Source organism: Paenibacillus sp. YAF4_2 (assembly GCF_052113225.1).
In the GTDB taxonomy this organism is placed as follows: Bacteria; Bacillota; Bacilli; order Paenibacillales; family Paenibacillaceae; genus Pristimantibacillus.
In genome coordinates this window covers 301945-319048 of record NZ_JBFRCT010000003.1, presented here as the reverse complement: position 1 = coordinate 319048, position 17104 = coordinate 301945, and the positions used below count along the sequence as shown (strand labels likewise).

The 17104-nt window shown below is 46.6% G+C and carries 11 protein-coding genes; 2 read left to right on the top strand and 9 right to left on the bottom strand.

Translation table 11 applies throughout. The annotated features are described in order from the left end of the window. Positions 1-255 precede the first annotated feature (255 nt). Positions 256-1185, bottom strand: coding sequence for an ArsR/SmtB family transcription factor (locus AB4Y93_RS09005; protein ID WP_441891051.1), 930 nt, complete (start codon positions 1183-1185; stop codon positions 256-258). Between the two features lie 13 nt (positions 1186-1198). Continuing rightward, entirely contained in the window at positions 1199-2710 is a 1512-nt protein-coding gene (gene arfA, locus AB4Y93_RS09000; protein WP_441891049.1) for an arabinosylfuranosidase ArfA, read from the bottom strand. A 259-nt stretch (positions 2711-2969) separates the two neighbouring features. Between arfA and AB4Y93_RS08995 the strand changes: the two genes are divergently transcribed. Continuing rightward, positions 2970-3809 (top strand): GGDEF domain-containing protein, encoded by an 840-nt coding sequence (locus tag AB4Y93_RS08995; RefSeq protein ID WP_441891047.1) that lies wholly within the window; start codon positions 2970-2972, stop codon positions 3807-3809. Between the two features lie 26 nt (positions 3810-3835). Here AB4Y93_RS08995 and AB4Y93_RS08990 read toward each other — a convergent pair whose 3' ends face one another. The 7 genes from AB4Y93_RS08990 to AB4Y93_RS08960 all read right to left on the bottom strand — a co-directional run bounded on the left by AB4Y93_RS08990 (position 3836) and on the right by AB4Y93_RS08960 (position 15476). Beyond that, complete coding sequence (locus AB4Y93_RS08990) at positions 3836-4564, bottom strand: sulfite exporter TauE/SafE family protein (protein WP_441891045.1); 729 nt, start codon at positions 4562-4564, stop codon at positions 3836-3838. Between the two features lie 22 nt (positions 4565-4586). Continuing rightward, positions 4587-8045: a glycosyl hydrolase 53 family protein gene (locus tag AB4Y93_RS08985; RefSeq protein ID WP_441891043.1), complete on the bottom strand. Its 3459-nt coding sequence runs from the start codon at positions 8043-8045 to the stop codon at positions 4587-4589. Positions 8046-8320: 275 nt separating this feature from the next. Continuing rightward, positions 8321-9907: an ABC transporter substrate-binding protein gene (locus AB4Y93_RS08980; RefSeq protein WP_441891041.1), complete on the bottom strand. Its 1587-nt coding sequence runs from the start codon at positions 9905-9907 to the stop codon at positions 8321-8323. Positions 9908-9959: 52 nt separating this feature from the next. Beyond that, positions 9960-10877: a carbohydrate ABC transporter permease gene (locus tag AB4Y93_RS08975; RefSeq protein WP_441891039.1), complete on the bottom strand. Its 918-nt coding sequence runs from the start codon at positions 10875-10877 to the stop codon at positions 9960-9962. 152 nt (positions 10878-11029) lie between these two features. Then, a complete protein-coding gene (locus AB4Y93_RS08970) occupies positions 11030-11950 on the bottom strand; it encodes an ABC transporter permease (RefSeq protein ID WP_167280411.1) in 921 nt (306 codons plus the stop codon). A gap of 203 nt (positions 11951-12153) precedes the next feature. Next, positions 12154-13704, bottom strand: coding sequence for a response regulator (locus AB4Y93_RS08965; protein ID WP_441891037.1), 1551 nt, complete (start codon positions 13702-13704; stop codon positions 12154-12156). Beyond that, positions 13701-15476 carry a sensor histidine kinase gene (locus AB4Y93_RS08960; RefSeq protein WP_441891035.1) on the bottom strand — a complete coding sequence of 592 codons (1776 nt, stop codon included), beginning with the start codon at positions 15474-15476 and terminating at the stop codon, positions 13701-13703. The genes AB4Y93_RS08965 and AB4Y93_RS08960 overlap by 4 nt, the downstream gene beginning before the upstream one ends. 165 nt (positions 15477-15641) lie before the next feature. On the opposite strand from AB4Y93_RS08960, the gene AB4Y93_RS08955 reads away from it, so the two are divergent. Further along, positions 15642-17078 (top strand): SpoVR family protein, encoded by a 1437-nt coding sequence (locus tag AB4Y93_RS08955; protein WP_441891033.1) that lies wholly within the window; start codon positions 15642-15644, stop codon positions 17076-17078. Positions 17079-17104: the final 26 nt, after the last annotated feature.

The window sequence follows — 17104 nt, the reverse complement described above, 5'->3', positions numbered from 1 at the left end:
TACATAAAATAAACTGCACTATTGCAGGTTGTTCCTGGCGACAGCCCAGGAACGGATTAAAAAAAGCCTGCTGAAGACACTCAGCAGGCCTAAACTGCCCTCCCCAATAGGGCGAGCAACTTTGGAGCGTAGTAATTAAATGTTCTGGAGAAGCGGAGCGCTTGCCTTGCTCTTTCGGTTCTTACCTATATAACAACTTGTTAATGGAACCGGAAGAGCACAGCAATCGGAAGAACATTTAATTACGCAGCGACACTACAATGCGAGCCCTTCCACATACAATACACGGAAAATCATATCCTGATTGTAGTTGCCGAAGCCTTTGCCGAATAACGTTAGGCCGCCGACATGGACGGCGTTGTCTTCGACGGCGAGACGGAACACCCATTGATTGCGGTTAAGCTCGATTTGATCGATTCCGATCTCTGAAATTTTTTGACCATCGATATAGGTGCCGTTCTTCTGGACGCGGATGATCTTGAGCAGGCCATACTGATTGACAAAGTCCTGCCACCAAGCCGGTGTATACTTGCCTTTCACATCGCCATAATCCCCGGGACTCGTCCACATTCCGATACGGACACCATTTAAGGTAAATACAATATCCGATGGCCAATTCTCGTTGTAACCTGGTGCCTCCGAGCTGATCTCAAGAACGATCTCCAGCTCTTCCGGACGCTGGCCAGGCAATAAGTAATTCGGAATTTTGTACTCCACATAGCCTTTGCCAAACCAGAGTATTCCGGCATTCATCCGCTCCGGCTCAATAAAATATCTCGGATCATCGAATTGACCGATGACCTTCTCCGTGGTGGCAATACCGCAGGTCGGATGGACTTCAAACTCGGTATAATGCCCGATGGGAATGCTGATCTCATGTGTCTTCTTCGGAATAAATCCAGCCTGAGGCAGATCAATCTGAATGCGGGAGGCGGAAATCTCGCAAATCTTATGCGTCCCCCCCTGCTTTCTAATCATCTTCGTCTGGATGATCCCGGCCTGCTCCAGCTTACGGACGTGCATCGTCACGATGGCGCTGCTTAATCCAAGTGAGGCTGCGAGCTCCTTCACGTTCATCGGCTCAGGTGCTGCTGCGAGCAGATCCAGAATATTTAATCGTACAGGACTAGCCAGCGCTTCATATAGCGGAAGCCAGGCATGGTCTGTATCGGCTTTGATTAACATGTTTCACATCCTGCTATTGAAGTTTGATACGAATAACGTTCCAGGAAGCTTTACCAAGCGCTGTCTCAATCGTGCCATTTTGTTCAAGCTTCGCATTGCCATTCGTATGTGGCTTCACATTGTCCGGATTAGCAGCTGTGTTAACGGCTTGCAAATCATCATTCTCGAGGACAATATGCTCGATTACCCGGAAAGCACCAAAGCTGCGAAGATCAATCTCGAAGTTATGGGCATTCTCAAGATCACGGTTTACGGCGAATACCGTTACCTCTCCGAGTTCCTCATTATGGACAGCTACTGCTTCCACATAAGGAACATCTGTATAATCCTTCGAATCATATTTATCCGACTTAAGCAGCGGAACAAGCACGGTACCGCGGCCAAACACACTTGCATGCATGTATGGATAGTAGATGGACTGCTTCCATGCTGCTCCGCCATTCTCGGTCATAATTGGTGCAATAACGTTCACGAGCTGAGCGATACATGCCATTTTCACACGGTCAGCACGCTTCAGAAGGCTAATCAGCATACAGCCAACAACAAGCGCATCTTCATGTGTATAAATATCTTCAAGCTGCGGCGGCGCAATAGACCATGGCTCGAGTTTACGATCACTCTCATTAGAGTGGAACCAGACATTCCATTCATCGAAGCTCAGGTTAATGTTCTTCTTGCTCCGTTTCTTCGCTTTCACAAAATCTGCCGTAGAGATCACTGTCTGAATGAACGAGTCCATGCCCATAGATTGGGCGAGGAAGTTCGCCGTATCTTTGTCTCTATTGCCATAATACTGGTGTAGGGAGATGTAATCAACGTTATCGTATGTTAAATCCAGCACCGTAGCTTCCCAATCCGGGAAGGTAGGCATGCCAAGCGCCGAGCTTCCGCAAGCCACCAGTTCAATCGTTGGATCTACCCAGCGCATCACTTTCGCGGTTTCATTGGCAATGCGGCCATATTCCACAGCTGTCTTCGCACCAATCTGCCAAGGACCGTCCATCTCGTTGCCAAGGCACCAGGTTTTCACGTTATGAGGATCTTTATAGCCATGCTTAATACGCAGATCCGACCAATAAGAGCCAGAGGCGTGATTGGAATATTCGATAAGATTGCGAGCATCTTCAACGCCGCGTGTTCCGAGGTTGACTGCCATCATCGCATCTGTATTTGCTTTTTTACACCAGTCTACGAATTCATTAAAGCCTACCAAATTCGGCTCAATCGTGCGCCATGCCAGTTCCAGGCGTCTTGGGCGATCCGCTACCGGGCCAACCCCATCCTCCCAGTTGTAACCGGATACAAAGTTGCCTCCAGGGTAACGAACGATCGGCACATTTAAGCCTTTTACAAGCTCAAGTACATCAGAACGGAAACCTTGCTCGTCTGCTGACGGATGCTCTGGTTCATAAATACCACCGTAAACAGCACGGCCCAAATGCTCGATAAAAGAGCCATAAATTCGTTTATCAACTTCTCCAACAATAAAATCTTTGTCAACGATCATTTTCGCTTTGTTCGCCATAAAAGAATCACCTCATAAGGATTGTTTGTAAGGAAGAATATCCTTATTAAACACCAGCCGTTGCAATAATTCAATAGCGAATTCATATATCTTTGAATTAACATTTTTATTAATCAAAATACAGAAAAGCCCCTTTTCGTTCCTTAAATACCCATTATTAAGAAGTTCTTTGTTGAGTCCCCCGTGTATTTCGTCTAAACTGGAATCAGAAGGTAATTTTTTGAATGCTTCACCATTTATTGCAGGAGATGAAATACGTATGCCCAGCAAAATTCGCTCATTGGATGATGCAGCCGGACATGTCATACAGCTATTGGCCCGATTTCTTCCGATCGATACTCTTTTCATCGCGATCCAAGAAGGCTTAGCACATCGGATTGTACAAGCCTATAACCGCAAAGATTCACTCGTACAGGCCGGAATGACCTTCCGATCAGATGTCAGCACGATCATTGGACAACGTTCCTATCTTGCCATCCCCATCTCTACAAGCGAGTGTGTCGTTCATGGCGGTATTTATTTGGTTGACAGGGACACCTTGTCGTTAAGTGACGACGAACTTTCAATTGTGAATTCAATGTCTGCGCTCCTTAGTTATACCATTGATCTGGAATATGCGACGGTTACCGATAGTCTTACAGGTTTATATAACCGAAGATTTCTAGATGAATTATTTGAGCGTAATAACGATGCTCCACTTGGCGTCATGTTCATCGATCTAAATGATTTTAAACGGATAAATGATAATTATGGTCATGAATTTGGAGATTTGCTGCTCATCGAAATTGCCAAACGGCTCAAACAGCAAATCCGTCAGCTCGATCGAATTGTCCGCTATGGCGGTGATGAGTTTATCATCTGCTTCCAGAACTTAAGCGAGGACAACGGCGTTCGAGCCGTGCAGGACAAGATTAATGCCTCTTTCCTAGATCCTTTTGTCATTAACGGTCAGCCCGTCCATATATCTGCCAGCATTGGAGTCAGCTCTAATCAAGGAAGATACGCCAGCCTTAAGCAGCTTATTATGGATGCAGATCAAGCGATGTATCACATGAAAAATACAAGAAAAAACCTTGAAGCCAACAATGCCTTAGCTTAGGCGCTGTAACTTCAAGGTTTTTTTGTTTATCCGATCATACCGTTAATTGCCGTCCAGATTCCTGTAACTAATATGAGCCATAATGCGATCGTTTTGAACAACCGTTCATTAAGCCTTCCGACTGCCTTGATGCCAATTAGGACACCAATAATCAGTGCTGGAGCCGCCCATCCAATAGTTTGCATAGACGTCTCGTTAAGCAGCCCTTCATATACATAAGTCCCCACCGTGATAATATTCAGAATGAGACCATACGCCGTAATATTGGCCCGGAATGTCATCTTATCAGCACCCTGGTTGGTCAAAAAGAGAGCAACAGGTGGTCCACTCATTGAGATGCTTCCGTTCAAAAAACCACTTACTGCGCCAATAGGCGCATACGCTAGACGACCAAGCGGAAAAGTCTTGCCGCTCAGCATCAGCATGGATACGGCTGCAACCAGCAGGCCAGCTCCTAATTTTAACGCACTAGCGGGAACATATAGCAGAGCATAGGTTCCAAGCGGTGCCGCAATCAGACTTGCTGTCAGAAGCGGCCAAATCTGCTTCATTCGGACATGCTTCCGGCAGCTATACAGCACAGCAATGTTCGTCATCAAACTTAATACAACAACAACCGGAACAGCCTCCTGCATCGGGATCAGCTTCACGAGCAGCGGCACTGAGATTAGTGCGAAACCGAAGCTCGTGAGCCCTTGTACAAAACCTGCAAGCAGCACAATCAAAAATACAAATACAATTTGATTAACATCCATAATACCGGTAAAACTCCTTTGCCTATTTCAGCAAGCGATACACCACTTCTGCTGCCTCTGCACGAGTCATCGATGCAGCCGGTGCAAACCGATCACCACTGCGACCCTTCAGCAGCCCTTGCTCGTATGCCCATTGTACAGAAGGCAGTGCCCATGTTGCAATGAACGTTTTATCCGAGAAAGGAAGCTCTGTACCAACTGCAGTTCCAGTACCGTCATGGGCAATCACATAGGCTTTTGCCAGAATAACAGCCATCTCTTGGCGGGTAATTGGAGCATTCGGCGCGAATTGCTCCGAATTACGGCCTTGTATAAGTCCCGCTTCATGTGCAGCCGACACAGCCTCTGCATACCAAGCCGAAGCCGGTACATCGCTAAAGTGAAGTGAATGATCTGCGCTGCTTGTAAGCTTCAAAGCGCGAACAAGGATAGCGGTAAATTCCGCACGAGTGATTTGTCGTTCCGGTTCGAAGTTTGTATCCGAACTACCATTTACAAGCTGCTTGGCAGAAAGAGAAGCGATAGATGCTGCAGCCCAGTGGCTATCTGGCACATCCTTATAGGACTTGCTTACTTCGAGCAGTCCATAGCTGCTGAAATGTTCGACAGAAGCTTCCCAGACGCCATTAACCAATTGTCCTCCAACATAATGAATGGTGCCGTCTTCTGTAATATAATAAATGCCTGTCAGATCAGCATTGCTGGTTACCCCTTGCTTCAGCCTGAGTGTTATCGGGGTTGAAAAATTAGAAAGCTTCTCCACATTTCCAGACGCATCAGTAATAGATAAATTAAAATTATAAATAGTGCCAAGTGAACGAGCATCTCCTCCAGCGCTGTCCATTAATTTATCCGCATCTTCCCTCGTTACCGGTACAAAACTAACCGTAAGCTTACTGCCTGCTTCTGTCTTTAACTTACCTAGCAGTTCAGCCAGCACTTCGGAAGGAATCGTGAGAGACAAATCACCTGCGGCAAGTGTAATTGGAGCTTTCTTCAAAGTATCAAAAGTATCAGAAGAAAGTACAGCCGTTGTTGTGCCTGCCGGCAAGGCAACGGAGTAGCCGCCCTTCCCGTCCGATGTCAATTGCGTACGGCTAATAGCAGCTATACCATTATTGCTTGAAGCCCCACTGTTACCATTATTGCTGCTATTACCGTCACCGTTGCCATTACCGTCACCATCGCCAGTGGAAGGCAGGTCGCCTACTCTTACAAGTGCGATATCATCCATGTAGCCCCATGCCTCAGCAGGAGCATCTACATCAAATCCAATGGTCACTTTGCCATCTCTTACTTCTATATTGCTGACCGTATATGAATGCCAATCATTCCAGCCTGTATTCACCACATCAGTGCTGAAGGTCTTCTCACCTGACTTCGCAAACAGGGCGATCTTTTGCGTATCATACACACCGCCGGAAGCCGATGCTCTCAGCTCATAAATACCATTTTCGAGATCTTCAATCGTCTGTGCAATCGTATAAGTAAACGCTGTGCCAAACCAATAATTAAGCGCATATTCACCGGATTTGGCATTCGCAGCGTTTTGCGCAACTTTTGCCGCTCCCATTTCTCCTGCAACCTCCCAAGGCGTAAGAGCACCGCTCTCAAAGCCTGGGTTTTGCACGACATTAACCGCTGCTGCTTCCACCTTCACCAGCTCGAACTTGTCGAAGTACCCCCACGCATTAGCTGGTCCGTTCACATCAATACCTACCTTGACCTGACCGTCAGTAACTTGAATATCTCCAACCGTATACTGCTTCCAAACATTATAGCCAGCATTCGTAATAGGAGTACTGTACGTCTGACCGCCCGTCTCTGCGTTTAGTGTAATCACCTGCTCATCATACACACCACCGGAAGCATACGCTCTTAGCTCATACTTTCCGTTCTCAAGGCCTGTAACCGTCTGCGAAACTTGATAAGCAAAAGCCGAGCCCGACCAATAATTCAAGGAATATTCGCCAGCCTTTGCATTGCCTGCATTTTGGTCAATCTTCACGGCTCCCACATCACCTGTTACTGACCAATTAGCCAACGTACCGCTTTCAAAGCTGCCGTCATGGATCAGATTCGGATTACCTGTAACCGTGATTTCAATTGAAGTACGAAGATCTGTACCAGCTACATCACCTTGAACAGTAAACGTCCCTGGCGTATTCAGCAGCTCAGCGTTATAGGAATCCCATTCAACTGTCTTTGCTAAAATTGTCCCTTCGTTATAGAGCACCTTCGTATCAGCAGGCAGTACCAACGAATCTCCTGCTGCTAGTGTCACTGATGTTGCCGGATAGACGAGAATCGGATCTACGCTGGTAATACTGCCAGGCTCATATTGGAAGGCATCCAGCGACGTCAGAGCATTACCGTCATAATCAAACATCGCCTGATTCTCCCAAGCATTCCCTTCACCTTGCTTCCAGCCTACACCAGGCAGCCAAGCCGGTTCCCAGTAAAACACGCCAAGACCAAGACCACCCTGCACATGAGCAACCGTGTTGAGTACTGTCTCGGTTACAAGCTTCTGATTCTCGACCGACGCTTCAAAACCAACCAGCTTGGTCTCAGTCTCTCCGACCGTATTCGGGTGATCGTCGCCGTTCTCAAGCGTATTCGGATAAGAGGTTTCTGCAACGACAATTTGCTTGCCGTATCTGGCAGCTACATCATCCATATTGGATTTAAGCTGTTGGAAAGAGCCATGCCAGAATGGATAATACGACATGCCGATCACATCATAATCTACTCCACGCGCTGTGATCGCATCAAAGAAACTGCGGAACTTACTGTTATTGCCGCCTTCCGCCAAGTGAAGCATAATTTGAGTCGTTTGGCCGTCCGGTGTCGTATCCCGAACCGCTTTGGCACCCTCTTTAATCAGCTCAGCCAAATTATCCATATTTGTTGTTGAACCATCTGGCAGCAGCATGCCGCTGTTAATCTCGTTGCCGATCTGCACCATATCCGGATAAGCATCCGCAGCAGCCAGATCACTCATGACATCTTCCGTATAGGTATAAACCGCTGTCTTCAAATCTGCAAAGCTGAGATCCTTCCAAGCTGCCGGCTTCACCTGTTGTCCCGGATCTGCCCAGAAGTCGGAATAATGGAAGTCAAGAAGCAGCTTCATGCCCGCATCCTTCACTCGTTCTGCCATCGCCAGCACATGTGCCTTATCGTTGTAGCCATCGGCTTGCTCCGGATCATTCCAGAGACGAAGCCGAACGTAGTTGACGCCATGATTTTTCATAATCGTCAGCAGATCCTGTTCGTTCCCCTTATCGTAAAACTTTACATGCTGATCTTCCAGCGCCTGCAGCGTCGAAATATCTACCCCCTTAATAAAGGTATCCGGATCAGACAAAGTCTCCGCAGCCGCCGCCACTTGCTTGGCCGGTCCAATCGCCAACAAAGATGTAAGCGCTAACGTAAATGTAAAAAATAAAAGAATGCTTTTACGTGCCATTCGTTTCATTATTCTTCCTCCCACTTTGGCTATAAATAAGGAGGAGACTTATGTCTCCTCCTTTGCTGTGAAAATTGTTAATGATTAGAGAATGGTTTTACGTAAGGAGAAGGGGTGTCCCCTGAGGAGCGCCAGCGTCCACCTTTGTCTGCAGGAAATCTCCTTTGAAAGTCTAATTCAAATTTCCTGCAGACAACAGTGGCCGAAGGGGATACCCCGTTCCGTCGTAAAACTCATTTCTCTTAATGAATCATTTTCTAGCAAGGAGAGACAATAGTCTCCCCTTATTGTGCAGCCAAAAACGCATCGATTTGGCTTTGCAATTCCGTCTGCACTTTATCAATACCTGCAGCTTTCAGCTGTGCAATTAGATCCGCTTGGCCTTTGTCGATATCTTTGATCAGACCGTATTCGAGCGGAATTGCATAACGGAGCATCACATTACCTACGTTAGCCACTTCGTTTTTCACATTAGCATCGTTAAATACGAACGTCTCAAGCTTGAAGTGGAATACCTTTTGCTCCCAAGCTGTTGCAATAGCATCCGCTTCAGCCGGATACGATGCATCCATACGGTTCAGCGGGGAGTTCGAACCCCAGTTAGAGAAACCAGTGTAGTTAGGTGTACCAGGCAGAGCGTTAAATTTATCATCGCCTACTGGCTCATAGTTTGTACCAGCAATACCATACATGAACAGGTCATGGATCTCTTTATCATTTTGCAGCAGATCAAGCACCATCAGCGAACGTTCTGCTTTCTTCGAAGTTGCATGGATCGCGAAACCGTTTTGTGTCGAGATTGCCGCGATTTTCTTGCTGTTAGGCGTCAAATCCGCAATCGCCAACTCAACCTCTGGCTGTTCACGTTTCAGTTCTGCAAGGTTCATCGCTACCGTACCCAGGTTTTGAGCGTAAGAAGCGGTTTTACCAGCTTTCATGTCCTGCCATACGTCATTTTTGTTACTTACAATGTTCTTGGACCAAGCGCCATTGTCAGCCAGATCTTTATAGTAAGTAAGAAGTGATTTGAATTCAGGTGTGTCATAGATGTTGAATACTTTACCTGTTGCATCATCCAGCTTGTAAGCAAGCGGCATGCTGTAATCGACTAAGTTGAAATCATTTGCCTGCTCGAGCAGGATTTGGTCAAGCTCATGCCATTTCCAGCCGTCAGCGCCTTTTGCATTAAAAGCGTTGACGCCTTTTTCGTTAGCAGCAATCGCCTTCAAATATGCCGCATAAGTCTCTGGGCTGTTAACCGGCTCCAGGTTATACTTTTTGCGAAGATCTTCACGGATCAGAACCGCTTTGTCTGTTACTTCAGGGTTATTGTTTGGTACCAGATATTGCTTGCCGCCAACCTTGGACTGTTCCCAAGCTACTGCTGGCATTGCTTTCATCGAAAGCGGCATAAACTTATTCAGCATGTTGTCGGTCAGCTCCATGAAGCCGCCTTTGAGTGCCTGGTCATTATAGAACGCCCAGTTAGCTGTGTATGCAATATCAAAATCTTCATTTGCCGCGAATTTCAAAGGATATTTCTGTGTCCAATCCGACCAATCAAGGAATTCAGCCTCAACGGTAGCGTTTACTTTTTCTTTCAGCTTTTTGTTTAATTCGCCGAATACAGTGTCATAATCAACCGGTTTGCCGCCAACCATCAGCATTTTAATTTTTAGTTCTTCTGATGTATCAACTGCACCTGCATCAGCAGAGGCCGATGGAGCTGCCGATTCAGCAGCAGGCGATTGTGTAGCATCAGCCGAATTCGAGTTGTTATTACCATTGTTGTTGCTGCCGCATGCACCTAGAACTGTAGCAGATAAGGCAAAAGTTGCTGCCAGCATCATGACCGATTTTTTGTTTGGCATGTTTATCCCCCTAATAATGGTAGTAATGTATGATAACCAGGTTGCCCTGAGGTCATCCTTTCACTGCGCCAAGCGTAAGACCTTGCACGAAATAACGTTGAATGAATGGATAAGCGAGCAGGATTGGCCCTGTTGCAACAATCGTCATTGCCATCTTGAGGCTTTCTGTTGGAACGTTCGTCGTTACGACAGCTCCGGATGCGATCATTGCTTTACGCATGCCATCCATGTTGCCAAGCATTTTGTACAAATAATATTGCAGCGGCATCAGCTTATCATCACTGACAAACAGAAGCGCATTGTACCAGTCATTCCAATAAGCCAAAGCGATAAACAGCCCGATGGTGGCAAGTACAGGTTTGGACAGAGGCAGAATCAGCTGAACGAAAATGCGGAAGTCGCCTGCTCCGTCGATTTTGGCCGATTCGGTAATCGCTTCGGGAATGCTGCTCATGAATGATTTCATCACGATAATATAGAACACGTTCAACAGCATCGGCAAGATAAGAACAATCAATTTGTCTTTCAAATCCAAATACGTGACGATCAGCATATACCATGGAACCAGGCCTCCACTGAATAGTGTCGTAAAGAAGAAGAAGAAAGCAAATTGGTTACGCCATCTGAAATCTTTTCGCTGCAGGACATAAGCCGTCATGGCCGTTATGAATAGTCCGACAAGCGTCCCGATTGCTGTCACACTAAGCGTGACCCCATACGCCCGAAGCATCTGCTCCGGATATTTAAACAGCATGCTATAGGCCTCGGTAGACCAAACCGCTGGTATGAGCTGATAACCTTTCTCCACAATGGAGCTTTCCTGCGATAACGAGGATGATACCACGAACAGGAAAGGAATAAAGCAAATGATGGCGAGCAGGCCGATAAACACATAACCGATAATCCGCAGCAGGATGATGTCCGCCTGTCGTTTGATCCCTTTTTTTGCCGTTTGGGCAATTGCACTCATCGTAATCCCTCCTGAAAAGAATTGTCACACAAATAGCCCTTTATCAGCTAATTGTGATAATTCTTGCTTCGTAAGCATGTGCTTAAGAATTTTTACACAAATAGCCTTCTATCGGGTATTTGTGATCATTCTTGCTTCGTAAGCATGTGCTTTTAGAACAAAGCATGATCTTTGTCGTATTTGCGTACCGCATAGTTTGCCAGCAAGATCGTTGCAAAGCCAAGCACAGACTGATAGAAGCCAGCAGCAGCCGATAAGCCGATTTCGTTCGAGGTCGTGAGCGACCGGAATACGAAGGTATCAATGACATCGGTCGAGGAGAACAACAAACCGTTGTTACCGACCATATTGTAGAACATCCCGAAATCTCCTCTGAATATATTACCCACTGCAAGCAGCACTAGAATAATAACGGTAGGGAACAGATTCGGCAACGTAATATGCAGAATGCGCTGGAACACGTTTGCTCCGTCAATCTCAGCGGCTTCATACATCTCGTTGTCAATTCCCGTAATTGCCGCCAGGTACATAACCGAGCCGTAACCAAGCGTTTTCCATGCCGATACAAGCACCAGAATAACTGGCCAATACGAAGGGGTGTTGTAAATATCAACTGGTTCAAGTCCAAGTCCCTTCAGCATAACGTTCAGCGTACCAACATCGTAGTTGAACAGGTTATATGCAATCGCTCCTACGACAACCCAGGAAATAAAGTAGGGCAGGAACAGCATCGTTTGTGTAAACTTGCGGAACCATTTACCCACTGCTTCGAACAGCAGAATTGCCGCCGCAATCTGAAGCAAGTTATTCACGATAATAAACGCGATATTATACAACGCCGTATTTCTCGTTACCATCCAGGCATTGCCTGACTCGAAGAAAAAGCGGAAGTTACTGATTCCGTTCCACGGACTTCCGAAGATGCCTCCCGTGTTGTTGTATTGTTTGAATGCGAGCACAATGCCGGCCATTGGGATGTAAGCGAACAGTATAAAAAAGATTACTGCTGGCGCGAGCATGAGCAGCAGCGTTCTGTTCTGGAGGGCGTAGCCCCAAAATCCGCGTTGCTTCATTCGAATTCTCCTCCTGTATGATCTCTCTCTCGTATAAGTTAATTATATAAACCACACAGGCACTCCAAAATTAAGCCAAACTACAAAAAGTAATACTTAATCTACGATTCGTTTAAGAAAGTTTAGTTTACAGAAGAGAAAATAGAAAAACCTGCAGACTCGAAAAAAAGAGACCGCAGGCTTTTGATATAAGATCAAACGGACTAAATTTTATGCTTTTTCCGGTATTCTCCTGGTGTCATTCCTGTAAATTGCTTAAACTGCCGATTGAAATAAATAATATTCTTGTAGCCAACACGCTCTGCAATCTCATACACCTTCAGGCAAGGATCTGCAAGCAGCTCCCGGACCCGATCCATCCGCCGCTCATTCAGCCAATCGCTGAACAAAGTGCCGATCTCTTCTTTGAACAGGGTGCTTAAGTAATTGGGTGTAAAATCAAAATGAGCCGCCACTTCCTTGAGCGTAATCTTCTGCTCCAGCCGTTCATCAACGAAGGTCATAATGTTATCGAATAACTTGCGCTTTTGTTTCTGCCGTTTGACATATAAGAGCTCAGACAGCTCAAAGAATCTTCTTCTCAGCCAAGATAAGATATCATCTATCGTTTCGAACTGGAAGAGAACCTGTGCATCCCATTTGAGCAGCTCATACAGGTTTTCATTCTGCTGCAACAAATCGGCATGCAGCTTCGAGGTGATGCGAATGATCAGATTGTAAGCATATTGCTTCTGGGATACAATTTCATTCTTATCAAACAGCTGGAGAAGCCGATCATCAATGGCAACAAGATCATACTCCAGGATAGCCGTAAGCATCTGCTCAACATTAGCTTCAATATTAGGCTCCAGCATATCCTCTCTTGCTGTTCCTGACACATCCTTAATCAGCCGGTTCTTGCCAAGCAGCCATTTGGCGCTAAGTGCAGCCTGCGCCTGCCGATACGATTCACGAAGCTCCTCGGTATCCCGGGCAGAGCTGCCTGCTCCGACTGTAATCGTAACCGGGAAGTTCTGCCGAACTTCTTCTACAAGCTCCTCCAGCATCGCGGTAAACCGTTCATCCGAGATTGGAGACAGGATAACAATCCGTTGATCGTGACTTGCAAGCACTGTCCCGCCATTATTATCGCCAACAAAATGTTCAACAAAGGAGGAGATGCTGCGGATCTGGCTGCGCCGCTCCTGCTCAGGAATTTTCCATTCCACATCATCGATTTCAATAACAGCCGCTGCTGCTCCATATTGCAGCAAAGTGGTCAAGAATGGTGCAATATGCTCACGTTCATGTTCCTCCGAGGCATCCGCGAGCCAGCGAAGCAGAAGCTCCCGATTCACTAGTGATAAGGCTTCCGATACAATGGTGTGTCGCTTGCGTTCCTTCTCGACCTGCGAACAGACGGTTTCCAGCATGTCCTGCAGCTCTTGATCTTTAACAGGCTTGAGCAAATAGCCGGAAGCGTTCATCTGAATCGCTTCCTTTGCGTAGCCGAAATCCTCATGACCACTAATAAAGACAATCTGAACATGCGGGTTCAGTTCTTTTGCCTTCCGTGCGAACTCCATTCCCGACATAATAGGCATCCGAATATCCGATAAAATAACATCAATACGTTCATCTTCCATCAGCTTTAAGGCGTTAAAACCACTGCTAGCCGTTCCAATAACCTGCAAAGGCAGCGGACTGCCTGCAACTCTGCGCCGCAGCCACTCCAAATCAACCGCTTCATCATCCACTAATAATATCTTTATCATGCCAGATGCCTCCTTTGCTCTTCCTCGTATGCTATACCTTGTCTGTCAATTGGGAGCAGGATCCGGACCGTTGTACCTCCGCCAAACACACTTCCGATCTCTATTCCATATTCATCGCCGTATCTCAGCTTGATACGGTCATCCACGTTGCGGATACCATACCCTCCCGTTTGGCCAGGCTGGGCAAGCACAGCCTTTAGCACATCCGGTTTCATGCCGATACCGGTATCGATCACCTTCAGCTCCACTTTATTTCCGATCACTCTGCCGCTAATACGGATGGCGATATGCTCACCAAACCAAGCATGTTTAAAGATATTTTCCACAAAAGGCTGCAAGATCAGCTTAATGACCTTACAGTCTTCAAGCTCCCGATCCGTATCAACATGCACATCAAACTTCCCTGCATATTTAATACGCTGAATGTCGAGATACGACTCTACCTGCTCGAGTTCCTTAGACAGCGGGATAAAGACATGCCCATCATTAAGCGTCAGCCGGTAAAACTTCGCCAGCCCTTCGACCATCCCCGTCACCTTCTCCGTCTCGGACAGATTCGCAAGACTGCCAATGGTCGATAAGGTATTGTACAAGAAATGCGGATTAATCTGCGCCTGAAGGGCCTCAAGCTCCGCTTGTTTTTTCTGAATGCCTTCGACATACACCTTCTTGATTAAATCTTGAATGTTCTCTGCCATGTCATTAAAAGCTCCGGCAATATGAACAAATTCGTCATTGCCGCTAAAGCGGAGACGTTTCTGGAAGCTTCCTTGCTGGAAGGAGCGGAGGAACGTAACGATCCGCCGCATTTTCCGGCCTGATAATCTAGCTACCAAGAATCCGATGAGTGACATGACAAGAAAGCTGATGAGACATACAGAGAAGATGACACCGCGCAGCTTGGCAGCATCCTTGCTCAGATAAGTACGTGGTACAAGCGTCTCGATGACGAGACTGGTGTTCGGAATCTTATTTTCCAAAACGAGATAAGTCGCATCATCCTCTTCCATGCTGGAACCCGCTGCTGCCTCTTTTTCCTGCCCATTGTCGCCTCGCTGGAACATAACCGTGTTCGAACTTGTATCCAGCAGCCGCAGGATGAGTCCTTCTTCGGTTGGAAACGCTTTAAAATCACCTAATAAATCATCCAGCCTTGTTGTAATACGGACATACCCGATAATCGTTTTATAGTCGTTGTATGAGACCAGCTTCCGGAAATGCGAGATATTGTTGAGGCTTTGATCCGTATCGACCTGCAGCCATATGTTATCACGGTCCGAATCCTCGATGGCATTAAACCACGACCTGTCCGTAATTTCGCTGTATGGCAAAATATAATAGTCGCTGTCCTTAATCTCCTCATACATGCTGTCCCCGTCAACCTCGTTCAAATAGCCATTTGTCGTGTAGACAAGGAGCCTAATATGATTGCCGTACAAATGCAGCGGCGCCTGAATCTGCGGAACAATCTCATCGAGCATCGTCAGATAGGTTTGGAACGGGTCGCCTTCCTTCTGCAAGGCCCGTTGAAAGGAGAGGCTTCCAAACAATGTATCCGACATCCGCTGAATCTCATCCAGCTGGTAGCTGAGGTTATTTTCCGTCTGCTGCATCGCAGTCTTTATATTCGTCTCTGCCATTTCCGTACGGGACTGCACAAGCATCGTGTACGAGAAATAGCCAATCACGGCATCTGTAATTAAGACAAGCAGCAGATAGGAAATCATCATTTTGTACGTAAAAGGCATAAACGTTCTCATCCGCTTGTCCATGGTGCGGCGGCCCTCCTGGTCCTATCGTTAATTATTAGGCAAATCATAAACGAATTCTTCGAATAAATAAATAGGAGATTACTTGAACCAGGAGGGCATATCCACTAGTGGCATAGGCATACAAATGGTATGAACGGTATTTATTAAGTACGGGGGGATAGCGGAATGAATCAGGATGAGATCCGTGCACTAGAACGAGCTATTGATGAAATTACAGAAATCGCGCAAGGTTTTGGGCTCGATTTTTACCCTATGCGTTATGAGATTTGTCCGGCGGACATCATTTACACGTTTGGCGCTTACGGTATGCCGACACGCTTCAGCCACTGGAGCTTTGGGAAAACGTTCAATAAAATGAAAATGCAATACGACTTCGGTCTAAGCAAAATATACGAGCTTGTTATTAACTCGAACCCTTGTTACGCCTTCCTGCTCCAGGGTAACTCGCTTATTCAGAACAAGCTGATCGTCGCTCACGTTCTTGCCCACTGTGATTTCTTCAAGAATAACGCCCGTTTTGGCGCAACAAACCGCAATATGGTCGAAAGTATGTCTGCTACAGCCGATCGCATTTCCCAATACGAGATGGATTACGGTACGGAGGCCGTCGAGAAATTCATTGATGCCGTTCTTGCTATTCAAGAGCATGTTGATCCTACCATTATTAAGCCGTACCAACTCGATAAGTCCCGCTATATTGAATTGCTGACTAAGGAGAAATCACGTTCCTCGAAGCAATCCGCCAAATCGGATTATGAAGATCTTTGGTCCCTTGAAGCGGCCGAGGACTCCGACGGCGCATCAGGCCCTGCTGTCACCCAATTCCCTCCAGAACCTGAGAAGGACCTGATCTGGTTCATTGAGGAATTCTCACCGAAGCTTGAGCCTTGGCAGCGCGATATCATGTCCATGCTGCGCGACGAGATGCTCTACTTCTGGCCTCAGATTGAGACGAAAATTATGAACGAAGGCTGGGCTTCGTATTGGCATCAGCGTATTATCCGCGAATTGCCGCTTACAAGCGATGAGACCATTGAGTTCGCCAAGCTGAACTCTTCTGTTGTTATCCCTTCAAAGCATAGCCTTAATCCCTATTATCTAGGTCTAAAGATCTTTGAGGACATTGAGAAACGTTGGGATAATCCTACGAAAGAGGAACAAGCACGCTTCGGACGTGTACCCGGCAAAGGCCGTGAGAAAATATTCGAAGTCCGTGAATTTGATTCGGATATCTCCTTCCTCCGCAACTACTTGACGAAGAACCTGGTAGATGAGCTTGACCTTTATATTTTCGAGAAGAAAGGTCCTGAGTGGAAAATTACCGATAAATCCTGGGAAAACATCCGTGAGCAGCTCGTCTATTCTAAGGTAAACGGCGGTTTCCCAAGTCTCGTTGTAACGGACGGCGACTTCAACCGGGTTGGCGAGCTTTATATGAAGCATAACTATGAGGGAACCGAACTGGACCTCAAGTATGTCGAGCGTACCCTCCCTTATGTGGTGCAGCTATGGGGCAAGAATGTCCATCTCGAAACGGTTGTCGAGGACAAAAAGATTGTTTTCAGCTGCGATGGGAAAAAGACGAGTCGGAAGTTTGTGTAAAGGGATTTTGTAGGTATGCAAAAGAC

Excerpts from the sequence above, each read along its gene's own strand:
- AB4Y93_RS08995 (WP_441891047.1), top strand. The coding sequence starts at position 2,970 with ATGCCCAGCAAAATTCGCTCATTGGATGATGCAGCCGGACATGTCATA.
- AB4Y93_RS08965 (WP_441891037.1), bottom strand. The coding sequence starts at position 13,704 with ATGATAAAGATATTATTAGTGGATGATGAAGCGGTTGATTTGGAGTGG.
- AB4Y93_RS08955 (WP_441891033.1), top strand. The coding sequence starts at position 15,642 with ATGAATCAGGATGAGATCCGTGCACTAGAACGAGCTATTGATGAAATT.
- AB4Y93_RS08975 (WP_441891039.1), bottom strand. The coding sequence starts at position 10,877 with ATGAGTGCAATTGCCCAAACGGCAAAAAAAGGGATCAAACGACAGGCG.
- AB4Y93_RS08970 (WP_167280411.1), bottom strand. The coding sequence starts at position 11,950 with ATGAAGCAACGCGGATTTTGGGGCTACGCCCTCCAGAACAGAACGCTG.
- AB4Y93_RS09005 (WP_441891051.1), bottom strand. The coding sequence starts at position 1,185 with ATGTTAATCAAAGCCGATACAGACCATGCCTGGCTTCCGCTATATGAA.
- AB4Y93_RS08960 (WP_441891035.1), bottom strand. The coding sequence starts at position 15,476 with ATGGACAAGCGGATGAGAACGTTTATGCCTTTTACGTACAAAATGATG.
- AB4Y93_RS08980 (WP_441891041.1), bottom strand. The coding sequence starts at position 9,907 with ATGCCAAACAAAAAATCGGTCATGATGCTGGCAGCAACTTTTGCCTTA.
- arfA (WP_441891049.1), bottom strand. The coding sequence starts at position 2,710 with ATGGCGAACAAAGCGAAAATGATCGTTGACAAAGATTTTATTGTTGGA.
- AB4Y93_RS08985 (WP_441891043.1), bottom strand. The coding sequence starts at position 8,045 with ATGAAACGAATGGCACGTAAAAGCATTCTTTTATTTTTTACATTTACG.
- AB4Y93_RS08990 (WP_441891045.1), bottom strand. The coding sequence starts at position 4,564 with ATGGATGTTAATCAAATTGTATTTGTATTTTTGATTGTGCTGCTTGCA.